General features: G+C 64.6%; 14 protein-coding genes and 1 pseudogene. 3 read left to right on the forward strand and 12 right to left on the reverse strand.

Features of this window, described 5'->3' with window-relative positions; all coding sequences use genetic code 11:
* Positions 1 to 28: 28 nt before the first annotated feature.
* The 5 genes from HB778_RS04695 to HB778_RS04715 form a co-directional block, all read right to left on the reverse strand.
* Positions 29 to 460 carry an SRPBCC family protein gene (locus HB778_RS04695; RefSeq protein ID WP_183461884.1) on the reverse strand — a complete coding sequence of 144 codons (432 nt, stop codon included), beginning with the start codon at positions 458 to 460 and terminating at the stop codon, positions 29 to 31.
* Positions 457 to 780: an ArsR/SmtB family transcription factor gene (locus HB778_RS04700; RefSeq protein ID WP_183461887.1), complete on the reverse strand. Its 324-nt coding sequence runs from the start codon at positions 778 to 780 to the stop codon at positions 457 to 459. The genes HB778_RS04695 and HB778_RS04700 overlap by 4 nt, the downstream gene beginning before the upstream one ends.
* An 89-nt stretch (positions 781 to 869) precedes the next feature.
* Positions 870 to 1604 (reverse strand): gamma-glutamylcyclotransferase, encoded by a 735-nt coding sequence (locus tag HB778_RS04705; RefSeq protein WP_183461889.1) that lies wholly within the window; start codon positions 1602 to 1604, stop codon positions 870 to 872.
* Between the two features lie 222 nt (positions 1605 to 1826).
* Complete coding sequence (locus HB778_RS04710; protein ID WP_183464998.1) at positions 1827 to 2348, reverse strand: Hsp20/alpha crystallin family protein; 522 nt, start codon at positions 2346 to 2348, stop codon at positions 1827 to 1829.
* Between the two features lie 514 nt (positions 2349 to 2862).
* The gene (locus tag HB778_RS04715) at positions 2863 to 3771 is read right to left on the reverse strand and encodes a LysR family transcriptional regulator (RefSeq protein WP_183461891.1); all 909 of its coding nucleotides are present in this window, start codon (positions 3769 to 3771) and stop codon (positions 2863 to 2865) included.
* Positions 3772 to 3868: 97 nt separating this feature from the next.
* Between HB778_RS04715 and HB778_RS04720 the strand changes: the two genes are divergently transcribed.
* Together HB778_RS04720 and HB778_RS04725 are read left to right on the forward strand one after the other, a co-directional pair.
* On the forward strand, positions 3869 to 5095 hold the full coding sequence (locus HB778_RS04720) for an MFS transporter (protein ID WP_183461893.1): 1227 nt from the start codon (positions 3869 to 3871) through the stop codon (positions 5093 to 5095).
* A 228-nt stretch (positions 5096 to 5323) separates the two neighbouring features.
* A complete protein-coding gene (locus HB778_RS04725; protein WP_244661812.1) occupies positions 5324 to 5962 on the forward strand; it encodes a DUF2270 domain-containing protein in 639 nt (212 codons plus the stop codon).
* Positions 5963 to 5982: 20 nt separating this feature from the next.
* On the opposite strand, the gene HB778_RS04730 is transcribed toward HB778_RS04725, so the two are convergent.
* The 5 genes from HB778_RS04730 to HB778_RS41265 form a co-directional block, all read right to left on the reverse strand.
* The gene (locus tag HB778_RS04730) at positions 5983 to 6126 is read right to left on the reverse strand and encodes a hypothetical protein (RefSeq protein ID WP_183461894.1); all 144 of its coding nucleotides are present in this window, start codon (positions 6124 to 6126) and stop codon (positions 5983 to 5985) included.
* A gap of 168 nt (positions 6127 to 6294) precedes the next feature.
* The gene (locus HB778_RS04735) at positions 6295 to 7176 is read right to left on the reverse strand and encodes an ABC transporter permease (RefSeq protein ID WP_183461896.1); all 882 of its coding nucleotides are present in this window, start codon (positions 7174 to 7176) and stop codon (positions 6295 to 6297) included.
* Positions 7173 to 8126, reverse strand: a complete 954-nt coding sequence (locus tag HB778_RS04740; protein ID WP_432421260.1) for an ABC transporter permease — start codon at positions 8124 to 8126, stop codon at positions 7173 to 7175. Before HB778_RS04740 ends, HB778_RS04735 begins: the two co-directional genes overlap by 4 nt.
* Before the next feature lie 14 nt (positions 8127 to 8140).
* Entirely contained in the window at positions 8141 to 9775 is a 1635-nt protein-coding gene (locus tag HB778_RS04745) for an ABC transporter substrate-binding protein (protein ID WP_183461898.1), read from the reverse strand.
* Between the two features lie 53 nt (positions 9776 to 9828).
* Positions 9829 to 10152: a DUF427 domain-containing protein gene (locus HB778_RS41265; RefSeq protein WP_244661960.1), complete on the reverse strand. Its 324-nt coding sequence runs from the start codon at positions 10150 to 10152 to the stop codon at positions 9829 to 9831.
* A gap of 46 nt (positions 10153 to 10198) precedes the next feature.
* Between HB778_RS41265 and HB778_RS41270 the strand changes: the two genes are divergently transcribed.
* Entirely contained in the window at positions 10199 to 10399 is a 201-nt protein-coding gene (locus tag HB778_RS41270) for a hypothetical protein (RefSeq protein ID WP_244662034.1), read from the forward strand.
* Here the strand turns inward: HB778_RS41270 and HB778_RS41275 are convergent.
* A pseudogene (locus tag HB778_RS41275) lies at positions 10307 to 10603 on the reverse strand (DUF427 domain-containing protein); the annotation flags it as partial. The gene HB778_RS41270 and the pseudogene HB778_RS41275 sit on opposite strands and share 93 nt — an antisense overlap.
* Before the next feature lie 12 nt (positions 10604 to 10615).
* A complete protein-coding gene (locus tag HB778_RS04755) occupies positions 10616 to 11968 on the reverse strand; it encodes an LLM class flavin-dependent oxidoreductase (RefSeq protein WP_183461900.1) in 1353 nt (450 codons plus the stop codon).
* Positions 11969 to 12171 lie beyond the last annotated feature (203 nt).

The raw sequence follows: 12171 nt of genomic DNA on the forward strand, positions 1-12171 counted from the left end.
CGTCAGCTGTGGTTTTCAAATCGGCTGGTCAGTCCGTCCGGTCGAGAAGCTCTTCCAGTTTCTCGAAGAATTGCGGCCAGCCGGTTCTTGCGCCGCCATAGGCGCGCCGCTGATCGGGGCGGAAGCCGGATTGCTCCATGCGCAGATGCGTTCCGGTTGATGTCGGGGTCAGCGTGAAGGTCACCACGCTCCTCAAATCGAAGGCCGGGTCCGGATGCGCGAGGTTCCAGGTGTAGGACAGCGTCTTGTTCGGCTCGACGGCCAGCACCTCGCAGTCCAGCACGCCGCCCCAATCGGCGCTGATGTTGAAGCGGTGGCCGACATCAGGCTTGAAATCATTCTTCATCAGCCACTCCTCGATCAGATGCGGTTGCGTCAGCGCGCGCCAGAGTTTTTCCGGCGGATGGGAAATCTGCCGCTCGACGACGACAGTGCGGGTCTCCTGGGCACTATCGTTCACTGGTCCATCCTTTTGAGCAAATCCTCGAGATCGTCGAACCGGCTTTCCCAGAACCCGGCCATCTCACGTGTCCAGTCCATCAGCGGCGCCAGCGCACTAAGCTGCGCGCTGTAATGCGTCTGGCGGCCTTCATGGCGGTCACGCACCAGCCCGGCCTGCTTGAGCAGGCCGAGATGCTTCGACACGGCCGGCTGCGAGACGCCGGACTGGCTCGTCAGTGCCCCCACCGTCTGCTCGCCCTGGCGGCACAGCCGCTCGAAGATCGCCCGCCTGGTCGGGTCGGCGAGCGTCCTGAAAAGCATGTCATGGGTGTCTGGCATCTGCAATCGATAACCCGTTGGCTATTGGTTGACGTATAACCACAGGGATATATGTTCGTCAAGAGCAAGATTGGAATGGGCGGAAATGGCTAGATGTCGGCACCGGCGCTGCTGATCTCCTGTGCCACCAGTTCCTGCAGCTGCCACAGATTGCGGTCGCGTATGCCGCAGGCGTCGAGGTGACGGATGGTCTCGAACAGATATTGCGCACCCGAGCCCCAGTGGCCGACGGCCCTGGCCAAAGTCGCCGCGACCGCCTCCTTGTCCAGCTTGCCGGCATAGCGCGGATTGGCAGGATCGACGACGAAGCCGAGTGCCCGGCCTTCCCCGCTCTCGGTGCTGACCCGCAGCCAGCGCGGCACGTTGACGGCGGGCAGGATGGTCATCTCGCGGCGCAGCAGCGCCTCCAGATTGGCGGCAACCGGTTCGGCGATTTCGAACACCATGCCCTGGCACTGGCCGCCACGATCGAGTGCCATCATCAGGCCGGGCTGCTCCGGTGTGCCGCGAAAGCGCTGCACGGTGAAGCAGAACGACCGGTGCCAGCCGCGCGCCACCGCCCGTTCGCCACCCCGCACCTCGCCGGCCGGCTTCCACAGCAGCGAGCCATAGGCGAACAGTTTCAGCGGTCCGGGCGGTGCCGAGGCCAGGATCTCGTCGCGAAACCGCGCGTAGTCGGCGTCCAGCATGTAGACCATGCCCGGCGTTGGCCCGGCATCCTCGACCATGCGCATGGTCCGCGCCACCAGCGCCTCGGTCAGCGCCATCGGCGCCTTGTGCGGTGGTGCCTTGCGCGGCGATGCGGCGGAAATGGCCTTGTTCATCCTTGCGCTCCCAGCCTTGCCGCCATGTTGCCGAAGGCTGCGGGATTCTCAAGGGCGACCGGCGCGAAATCCGCCGGCCAATGCCGGGCGTGCGCGGCACGCACGCCCGGCTGGTCTGTTCTAGAGCAATTTCAGGAAAAGCGTGAAACGGTTTTCCGTCCGAAATTGCGTCAAAACAAAGAGTTAGAGCAGTTCACCGTTTCCGTGAAACGGTGAACTGCTCTAGTGCTTGGTGCTCTTGCCGCCGATCGGAATGCGCTTCGCCTTGCTCTGCGCCTTCTCGGACTTCGGCAAGCTCACGGACAGGACGCCGTTGCGGAAATCGGCCGCGACCTTGTCCTCGGCGACTTCGAAGCCGATCGGGATGCGACGTTCGAAGCGGCCATAGTACCGCTCGGAGAACTGACGCTCCTTGTCGTCGGTTTCGGAGTGTTTTTCGCCGCGCAACGTCAGGACGCCGTCATCGAGCAACACCTCGATGTCCTTCTCCTCCATGCCGGGTATTTCGGCTGTCACGCGGATCTCCTTGTCGGTTTCGGAGATTTCCACGCTGGGCCAACCGGTGCCGGACGAAGAGAACCTGCCCATGGACGGAAGCCGCGCCTCGAAGCCGCGGAACATGTCGTCGACCAGGCGGCTCATCTCGCGATGCAGGCCCATGAACGGGTCCCGGTCGCCTTCGCGAAAGAGGGTCGGAGACTGGCTGGTGTCGCGGCTCCACGGCATGAGATCACGAATGGTCATTGCACTTTCTCCTTTCTTGATCCTGTTTCTGGTACGTACGTTTGTATGCACTGCCTGCCATGCTCCGGAGGACAATACACCGTCTGAAGCCGGCATCGCTGCCAGCCCCATCTGTGCTTGCTGTTTTCGCTCTGCTTCTGGTCCGATCCGCTCAACCTTTGGGAACGCCCTCGCCCGCCGCGGGTCTCCCGCAACGTCATCGCCTCCGGCACATGATGCCCGAGTTCGACGGTCACAAGACCATCGCCCAACGCGGCGTCGCCCATGAAGCTGACGCCCGCGTCTGCACCGGCCCCATCCGGCGCCGGCATGGTCGATCTGGGGTTCGTTGCGAGGGGGTCAAGACCTGGTAATGCAATGTGATCGTCGAATTGCAAAGCCTGCCTAACACCCCATGCGCCTGCGATATCCTCATAGGCCTGGTCAGCATTCGAAAACATGGGCTTGAACGACTGGCTGCACGATCTGCGCGAACGATAGGTCTTTCACACAACAACGGCCAGATGGCCTCCCGCTACGACAGCAGCGGCATCGGCACCTTCAGCCCATCAATCAGCGCATCCCGAAACAGCGCGATCGGGCGGGCCAGCCGTCCGGCGGGCGGGCGGTGCAGCAGCCAGGCGCGCACTTGCGGTTTGAAGTCGGGGCAGTCGATGACCTCCACTCTGTCGCGCCAGCGACTGTCGGCGAAGGCGCCGGGCGTGACGATGCCGATGCCGTGGCCGCGCGCCACCAGCGACATTCTGAGGTCGACGCTGAGCGCCTCCACCCCGACCTGGAACGGCAGCCTCGCCGCCTCGAAACTCTGGCGGATGAAGGCGCGAAAACCGCAGCCGTTTTCGTTCATCACCCAGGCAAAGCGCGACAGCGAGGCAAGGTCGGCTTTCTTAGGCACGCCAAGGCTGGGCGACGCGACCAGCAGCACCGACTGCGCGCCGAGATCGTCGCAGACCAGTTCGTCCGGCGGCGCCAGGCCTTCGGCAAGACACACCGCCACCGCGTCGAGCTCGCTGCGCGCCACCTGCTCCACCAGCCTTGGCGACCAGCCCGAGGTGATGCGCAGCGTCAGCTGCGGAAAGGCGGCGCGCAGGCTGTCGAGCGGCAGCGCAAGTGCCGCGTCGGAGAGATAGGGCATGATGCCCAAGCGGAACTCGCCCTTGACCTCGGCTTGCGGCGACACGCCAGCCCTGAGATCCTCCAGCGAGCGCAGCACGCGCCTGCCATGTTCATAGGCCTCGCGTCCGGACGCCGTCGGCTTCAGCGGCTTCGACTGGCGGTCGAGCAGTGCTGTCGCCAGCCCATCCTCCAGATTCTGGATGCGCCGCGTGACGCCCGGCTGCGTCAGGTTGAGCCTGGCCGAGGCGCCGACGATCGAGCCGGTTTCCACCACGGCGATGAAGGCTTCGAGATCATGGATGTTCATGCGTATCTCGCATAATCATTATCGATTTGATTGAATTATAGCATGATAATGCTTTGGCATAAAGTCCCCTCACAATATGCAACTTCTTGAGGACTCCATGCCTGACACCAATGATGGCCAGCTGTGCGAACGGTTGCCGGCGGCGAGCACCATCACCGGCCCGCAGACGCTGCTGTTTGCCGCCTCCACCGGCATCATCGTCACCAATCTGTTCGCGCCGCAGACACTGGTCGGGCTGATCGGCCCGTCACTCGGTGCAAGCGCTGCCAGCGTCGGCCTGGTCGCCATGGCGACGTTGCTCGGCTATGCCGCCGGCCTGTTCTTCCTGGTGCCGATGGCCGATCTCGCCGAGAACCGCGCGCTGATCCTGCGCATGCTCCTGACGGCCGCCCTTGCGGCTGGCGTCGCCACCTTCGCACCCACCATCGCCTCGCTGCTGGTCGTCCTGTTCGTCCTCGGCGCCGCCTGTTCGGCGATCCAGATCCTGGTGCCGATCGCCGCCTCGATGGCGCCACCCGGCGAGGCCGGCCGCGTCATCGGCGACGTCATGAGCGGACTGATGATCGGCATCCTGCTGGCGCGGCCGCTGGCCAGCCTGATCGCCGATTCCTGGGGCTGGCGCGCTTTCTACGGCCTTAGCGCCGGGGCACTCCTCCTGCTCGCCTGCGTGCTTGCCTTCACCTTGCCGCGGCGGCGCCCGGAGGCGAAGTCGACCTATGGCGCGCTGATCGCCTCATTGTTCGGTCTGCTGCGCGACGAGCCGGTGCTGCGGCGCCGAGCGCTGACGGCGGCGCTGGTGATGGCGGCGTTCAGCCTCTTCTGGACGGCGGTGGCCTTGCGCCTCGCACAGCCGCCCTTCGGCCTTGGCCAACGCGGCATTGCGCTGTTCGCACTCGTCGGCGCCGGCGGCGCGGTGGTCACACCGCTGTTCGGCCGCGCCGGCGATCATGGCTGGACGCGATCCGCCACCATCTTCTGCCATCTCGTGCTGATCGGCGCGATGGCGCTGGCCGCCTGGGCTGGCTCCAGCGACCCCCTAACCGGATGGCTGCCGCTGGTGCTGATGGGCGCCAGCGCCGTGCTGCTCGACATCGGCGTCACCGGCGACCAGACGCTCGGCCGCCGCGCCGTCAATCTCTTGCGGCCCCAGGCACGCGGTCGCCTCAACGGCCTGTTCGTCGGCATCTTCTTCATCGGCGGCGCCATCGGCTCCTTGCTGGCCGGCATCGCCTGGAACTGGGGCGGGTGGCCAGCGGTCTGTGCCATCGGCGGCGCCTTTGGGCTCGTCGCCCTGCTGGTCGACTGGATCGGCGGGCCGGAATAGGCACTCGCGGACCCGCGATCTTGCGACCCTGGCACGCCGCTACCGGGGCAGGATCGCCGCCGTCAGCGGGAGCGGGCGAACAATCGCGCCAACCGGCGAATCGCGCGAACCGATGCATCGGCCGCCGGGGAACAATGTTGCCGGCAAAGCGTTTTGATCCTTGCCGGAGGACGTCATGAACGATGCGTCGGCAAAACCCGCGGGCCTGTCCTTTCATCGACGGAGCGCGTGAACACGCTGTCGCATTTCCACCGCGCCGAGATCGCGCGCATGGCTGGATGGCGCGATCGCCTCGACAGGACCACGAACTGGGCGATCACCGTGGTGGCAGCAATGCTTTCGGTGTCGCTGTCCACGGCCAGCGCGCATCACGGCGTGCTGCTGTTCGCCATGCTGCTGATCCTGCTGCTTCTGTGGATCGAGGCGCGCCGCTACCGCTTCTTCGACTTCTACCGGGCCCGCGTGCGCCAGTTCGAGCGCCACTATTTCGCGCAGATATTTTCGCCGCAGCCTGACTTCGCCTCGGATTGGCTGCTCATAGTCGGCGAAGGCCTGCGCGCGCCGAAGTTTCTGCTGTCGCACCGGGCCGCGTTGGCACGCCGCCTGCGGCGGAATTACATCTATCTCTTCATGATCCTGTTGCTGGCCTGGGTGCTCAAAATAACGACCCCCAGCCTTCAGGCCGGGGTTGTCGGGACCGGCTTCGTCGGCTCGCTCCGCTATGCTGTCGACAGCGCCGCCCTTGGCCCCATTCCCGGCGTGGCGATCGTGGTCGGCGTGGCTGCATTCTATGCCTGGCTGTTCGCCATCGTGCTTTTCGCGTCCGGCGGCGACGGCGAGCTCACCTTCGGTGACGTCCATGTCTGACATGGACGCCTGACTTCGCTCTATATGCCGAAAAACTGCCTGCCGATCATGTAGCCCAGCGCCGCCACGACCAGCGGAAACAGCGCCGGTGCAGCCTTGCTGAAGAAGGAAGGTTTTGTGTCGTTGGGCGGCACATAACGTGCATTGCCGAGATTCTTGGTCATTGCCTACCCCGCGCCAAACCAGTCAGTTTCGCGCATGTCGTTATCCCAAAACCGCTGCGCGGTTCCGGTCGACATGCATTAGAACACGCTCATTAACAGCATGGCCGAATTAACGGGTTGCAAAGAAATTAGATCGAATCGCCGACTTTGCGTGGTGAAATTCGCAACTCATTTGTCGCTGTTCTCGAACGCCCCGATGCCTTGCGCGATCAGGTTGGTGGCCATCACCAGCGAGATGATGGCGGCCGAATTGAACACCACCACCCACCATTTGCCGCCGGTGAGGAAGCCGTAGCCGTCGGCGATGGCGAGGCCCCAGTCGGCCGATGGCGGCTGGATGCCGAGGCCGAGGAAGCTCAGCGTCGCGATCGAGAAGAAGGCATAGCCGAGCCGGGTGATCAGTTCGATCAGGATGGTTTCCCGGAAATTGGGCAGGATTTCGAGGAACATGATCGCCAACCGTCCTTCGCCGGCGAGCCGCGCGGCGCTGACATAGTCGCGCTCGCGCTGTTCGCGCGCGGCGGTGCGCACGGTGCGCGCCACCAACGGCGCATAGGCAAGACCGATGACCAGGATGACGGTGAGCTTTGACGGGCCGATCGCCACCAGCGCCATCGTCACCAGCACGATGAAGGGCAGCGACATGACGGCATCGAGCAGCCGCGCGCCGACGGCGTCAACCAGGCCGCCGAAAGTGCCGAGCACCAGGCCGATGACGCTGCCGGCGGTGACACCCGCCAATGTCGCCAGCGGCGCCACCAAAAGGATGTCGCGCGAGCCGACGACGATGCGCGAAAGCACGTCGCGTCCGAGCTGATCGGTGCCGAACCAGTGCACCGCGTCGGGCGGCGTCATCATCGACAGGAAATCCTCGGCATAGGGATCGAACGGCACGAATTGCGAGCCGGCAATCGCGCAGGTGACCCAGAACAGCAGCACCACTGAGCCGATCACGGTCGACGGCGCCACGTCGGGCAGAAGACCACGCAGCCGGCCGATCCAGGAGAGCCTGATGTCGCTGCGCACCGGAGACTGGGCGAGATCGGTCATGGCGCGTTGCGCCGGCGCTGGCGCGGATCGAGCAGCGCCTGCAGGAGATCGCCGATCGCGGCTGTCGACACGAAAATCGCAGCCATCACCAGCACGCCGGCCTCGAGCATCGGGAAGTCGCGTGCCTTGGCGGCGCTCAGCACCAGATTGCCGAGACCCTGTATGCCGAACAGCGCCTCGATCACCACCAGCCCGCCGAGCAGGAAGCCGCTTTGGGTGGCGATGACCGCCACCGTCGGCACCAGCGCGTTGCGCAGCACATGCTTGAACAGCACCTGCGCGGGGCTCAACCCTTTCAGGATCGCGGTGCGCGTATAGTCCGCGCCGCGCGCCTCGATCACCCCTGCCCTGGTCATGCGCGCGACATAGCCGATCAGGTTCAGCACCAGCGGCAGCGCCGGCAGGATGAGATGGTAGCTGGACGTCCAGAAGCCGGCCCCGTCCGGCGCGGCACCGGAGATCGGAAACCAGGCCAGCCACAGGCCGAAGACCATCAGCAACAGCAGGCCGGAGACGAAGTCCGGCACGATCGAGAGCGAGACACCGGTCAGCACGATCAGCCTGTCGGCAAGGCTGCCCGAGCGCAGTCCCGCGACGACGCCGGCGCCGATGCCGATCGGCACCAGGAACAAGAGCACGACACCGGCCAAAGCGGCTGAATTCTTGATGCTCGACAGGACGAACGGCGCCACCGGCGCGCGCATCGACAGCGAGTCGCCGAAATCGCCCGCGATCGCCCGGCTGAACCAATGCCAGTATTGCTGAAGGATCGGCTGGTCGGTGCCGAGCTTGCGGTTGAGTTCGGCGACCGCCTGCGCATCAGCGAACGGGCCGAGCATGACGCGGCCGACATCGCCGGGCAGCACCTGCCCGGCGAGGAAGACCAGCGCGCTGACCAGCCATAGCGTCAAAAGCAGCGCGCCCGCGCGAGCCGCCAGTGGCCGCACGATCGCCATCGAGGCGATCACACGAACGACACCTTGTCGAGCAGCAGATGCGAGATGGCGGTGAAGCGCACGCCCTCGACCTTCGAGGAGACGATGCGGCTATATTGCGAGAAGTAGCTGATGATCAGCGGCGTCTCGTCGAGCAGCAGTGTCTGGATCTTGCCGGCGGCAAGCCGTTGCGCCTGCAGGTCGCGGGCCTTGCCATACTCAAGCAGCAGCGCGTCATAGGCCGGGTTGTTGAAATGCGCCGCGTTCCAGGCGCCCGAGCTCTTCAGCGTCGCGTTCAGGAAGATGTCGGGCGTGCCGCGATGGCCGAAATCGGTGATGCCGAGATTGGAATCCAGCCATGGCGAGCTGCCGAACGTCGCCGAGCCGTAATAGGCATCCTGCGGCAGCACGTTGAGCTTGATGTCGATGCCGGCCTTCTTGGCGAAGTTCTGGATGATCACGGCATAGTCGGGAATGTCGTAGGCGCGTTCGGTGGTCAGCGTCACCTCGAAGCCGTTGGGCACGCCGGCTTCGCCGAGCAGGCGCTTGGCCTCGGCGATGTCCTGCTTGCGCTGCGGCACCGCCGGATCGGCCGACGGAAAGATCGGCGCGAACGGCGTGTCGTTGCCGACGATGGCGCGGCCCTTGAGCAGACCCTTGACCACGGCCTCGCGGTCGATGGTCAGCGCCAGAGCGCGGCGCACGCGCTTGTCGGTGAACGGTGCCTGGTCGGTGCGCAGATGCGCCGGATCATGCGAGCTGGCCTGCACGCTGAGCAGCTTGAAATTGGGATTGCCTTCGATCGCCAGTTCCAACCGAGTGGTGCTGGGGATGACATCGAGCTGGCCGGCCTGCAGCGCCAGCACCTGCGCCTGCTCGTCGTCGAAGAACTTGATCTCGACGCGGTCGGGCAGCGCCTTGTCGCCCCAATAATCCGGGTTGCGCACGAAGCTGGCGCCTTGCTTGGGCCGGAAGGATTCCAGCTTGAACGGGCCGGTGCCGTTGAAAGTCTTCTCGAAATCGCCGGCATAGTCGGCCGGCACGATGACGGCATTGTAGACGTCGGAGGAAACGTAGAACGGGAAGTTGCTGTTCGACTGGTCGAGATCGAAGGCGACGGTCTCGTCGTCGACGACCTTGGCGCCGCCCTTGGAGAGGATGCCCTTGTAGGCCGACAGAGCGGACGAGCCGCTGGCCGGATCGACCAGCCGTTCGAAGCTCGCCACAACGTCCTTGGCGGTGACGGTGCGGCCATCATGGAACTTCACGCCCGGCCGCAGCTTGAACGTCCAGCGCTTGGCCGTCTCGTCGGCTTCCCACGACACGGCAAGCTTCGGCTGCAACCCGTCCTTGGGATCGTCGAGGATCAGATATTCACCGACCTGGCTGATCACGCCGATGCTGGCGGGGTCGGTTATCGTGACGGGATCGATCGCCTTGGTCGGCTGGCCGAGGCCGACGCGGACCGTGCCGCCAGTGGTCGCCGCGCGCGCCGCGCCTGTGAAGAGCCCCTGCGAAGCGGCAAAGCCGGTGAGGCCGAGAAGCGCGGCATATTTCAGAAGGTCGCGGCGCTTGAGGAAGCCTTGCGCATATTCATCCACCGCGACATTCCAGATGTCACCGGACTGGTTGCGCAGCAAATCGATGTCGGAACGTTTCGTCATTGTTTGCCTCTTGTAAATTCTGGTGAGAATGAAGATTGGGAAGAAAGCCGCCGTCAGGCCGGCTGGCCGTCGAGATGGATGCGGTCGACCGCCTGCGGATAGAAGGCGATCAGCCCTTTGATTTTGGGCATTTCGTCGATCGGGTCGCGGTAGCTCCAGGCGATGTCGGGACGAACCGAACCGTCCTTCAGCAGCCCCGACCAGTAGGAGGCGATGCCCTTGTAGGGACATCGCGTCGTCGAATTGGACGCCGTCAGCCGCTCCAGCCGGATATCCTCCGGCGGCAGGTAGAAACGCGTCGGCAGATGGGTCTCGAACAGCAGCACCGGGCGCTTGGCTGTCGGCGATGATCTCGCCGTCGAACCAGACCTGCACATGGCTTGAACTCTGCAGCACGTCGATGCGCGCATAGGGATCGCGGGCGTGGACGAAGACCTCTTCTTCCTCCTCGAACCACTGGTCGACCGATTTCCATGTGAAGGCGATGCGGCCGGCGAGCGGCGCCAAATTTTCATCAGGCGGCGCTGTGAACGACCACGCCGCATTGGCGGCGCGTTTGTCGCCGCTGTCTATGTCCCAATACGCGGTCTCGCCGCCGACCGCGTGTGGCTCGCGATGCAGTGAGGGTTTCAGCACCGACGGATCGACCGAGGACGGCGGGAAGAAATAGATCGGCAGGAAATGGTTGGAGCGCAGCACCAGCACATTGCGGCTGTCGGCGATGGTGCGGCCGCCGAATTTGACACGCACACGCTTGGGGCTGTGCAGCACATTGACGAGCCGCGGAGCGGTGGCTTCGCGGGGTTGAAGATTTGGTGCTGCGGTCATGGCTGGTCCCCCTCAGGATACGGCGCGCGCATTGGCGCGCTGCTCGGCGAAACGGTTGGCGGGGCGGGCAAGGCCAAAGCGGTCGCGCAAGGTGCCCGGCGCATATTCGGTCGGCACCAGGCCGCGCCGCTGCAGTTCCGGCACCACCTGCTCGGCGAAATTCACCCAGTCCTCGGGCAGCAGCGGGAACATCAGGTTGAAGCCGTCGGCGGCACCCGCGACGAACCAGTCTTCGAGCTGGTCGGCGATCTGCTTCGGCGTGCCGGCAACCGTTGGCACCGAGCCGCTGTTGGCGAGCTTGCGGGCAATGTCGCGCAGGCTGAGATTCTGCTTCGACCATTGCTTGACCCGGTTGAGCGAGGTGCGCCCGCCATTGAAGGTGCTCTCGTCCGGCAGTGGCGGCAGCGGCCCGTCCGGCGGATAGGCCGAGAGGTCGATGCCGCTCCAGCTCGACAAAAGGTCGATGCCGACCTGGTCGGGAAGCAGGCTCTGCAGATACTCCTGCTTGTCGCGGCCTTCGGCCTCCGAGGCGGCAACGATCGGCAGGATGCCGGGCAGGATCTTGAAGCTCTCCGGCCGCCGGCCGTGACGGGCCAGCCGCTCATTGATGTCCTCGCGGTATTTGATGCCGTCTTCCCTGGTGCTGTAGATGGCGAAATGCGCATCCGCCTGGGCAGTGGCGAAATTCTTGCCGTCCTCGGACGAGCCGGCCTGGACGATCAGCGGATGGCCCTGCGGCGGCCGCGACACGTTGAGCGGCCCGCGCACCTTGAAGTGCTTGCCCTTGTGGTCGACCGGATGGACCTTGTCGGGGTCGGCGAAGTAGCCCGTCTCCTTGTTGATGAGCAGCGACTCGTCTTCCCAGCTGTCCCACAGCGCCTTGACGATATCGAGGAATTCGCCGGCCCGCTCATAGCGGAAGGCGTGTTCGATATTGCCGTCGCGACCGAAATTGCGCGCCTCCTCGTCCATCGCCGAAGTGACGACGTTCCATGACGCCCTGCCCTTGCTGATATGGTCGAGCGAAGCGAACATGCGCGCGACATTGTAGGGCTCGCTGTAGGAGCTCGACGCTGTGGTGATCAGGCCGATATGCTTGGTCACGCCGGCCAGCGCCGACAGCAGCGTCAGCGGCTCCAGGCGGGCATTGGCGTAATGGGCGACGCCGCTCTTCACCGAATCCCAGATCGACACGTGGTCGGCGACGAAGATGGTGTCGATCCTGGCCCGCTCGGCCGCCTGCACCAGTTCGCGATAATAGTCGAAATCGAGCACCTCGCGTCCCGGCGCGCGCGGATGGCGCCATGACATGCGATGGTCGCCCTGCGGGTTGAAGAAGAACGCGCTGAGGATCATGTGCGACATGCCGGTCCCTTCCCTTCGCTGCGGAAAATCGGCGGCGTAGCGGCCTGTGGCCGTGCCCCGAAAATCTTCCTGCCCTCGAAAGTTAGATTGCGCTGAAACTTAATTCGAGTAATTTTATAGAGATTGTTCTCTACCAAAGCGGAAGCGATTGCCCTTGATCGCCGCGCGCGCAGAAAGTGGTTTCCGGTCGTCCCATGTCCTCA

The organism is Mesorhizobium huakuii (genome assembly GCF_014189455.1).
In the GTDB taxonomy this organism is placed as follows: Bacteria; Pseudomonadota; Alphaproteobacteria; order Rhizobiales; family Rhizobiaceae; genus Mesorhizobium; species Mesorhizobium huakuii_A.

What these genes read in the sequence shown, in the direction of transcription:
- HB778_RS04715 (WP_183461891.1), bottom strand. Translation starts at nt 3,771, where the DNA reads ATGAACATCCATGATCTCGAAGCCTTCATCGCCGTGGTGGAAACCGGC.
- HB778_RS04705 (WP_183461889.1), bottom strand. Translation starts at nt 1,604, where the DNA reads ATGAACAAGGCCATTTCCGCCGCATCGCCGCGCAAGGCACCACCGCAC.
- HB778_RS04745 (WP_183461898.1), bottom strand. Translation starts at nt 9,775, where the DNA reads ATGACGAAACGTTCCGACATCGATTTGCTGCGCAACCAGTCCGGTGAC.
- HB778_RS04710 (WP_183464998.1), bottom strand. Translation starts at nt 2,348, where the DNA reads ATGACCATTCGTGATCTCATGCCGTGGAGCCGCGACACCAGCCAGTCT.
- HB778_RS04755 (WP_183461900.1), bottom strand. Translation starts at nt 11,968, where the DNA reads ATGTCGCACATGATCCTCAGCGCGTTCTTCTTCAACCCGCAGGGCGAC.
- HB778_RS04700 (WP_183461887.1), bottom strand. Translation starts at nt 780, where the DNA reads ATGCCAGACACCCATGACATGCTTTTCAGGACGCTCGCCGACCCGACC.
- HB778_RS04730 (WP_183461894.1), bottom strand. Translation starts at nt 6,126, where the DNA reads ATGACCAAGAATCTCGGCAATGCACGTTATGTGCCGCCCAACGACACA.
- HB778_RS41265 (WP_244661960.1), bottom strand. Translation starts at nt 10,152, where the DNA reads ATGTGCAGGTCTGGTTCGACGGCGAGATCATCGCCGACAGCCAAGCGC.
- HB778_RS04735 (WP_183461896.1), bottom strand. Translation starts at nt 7,176, where the DNA reads ATGACCGATCTCGCCCAGTCTCCGGTGCGCAGCGACATCAGGCTCTCC.
- HB778_RS04720 (WP_183461893.1), top strand. Translation starts at nt 3,869, where the DNA reads ATGCCTGACACCAATGATGGCCAGCTGTGCGAACGGTTGCCGGCGGCG.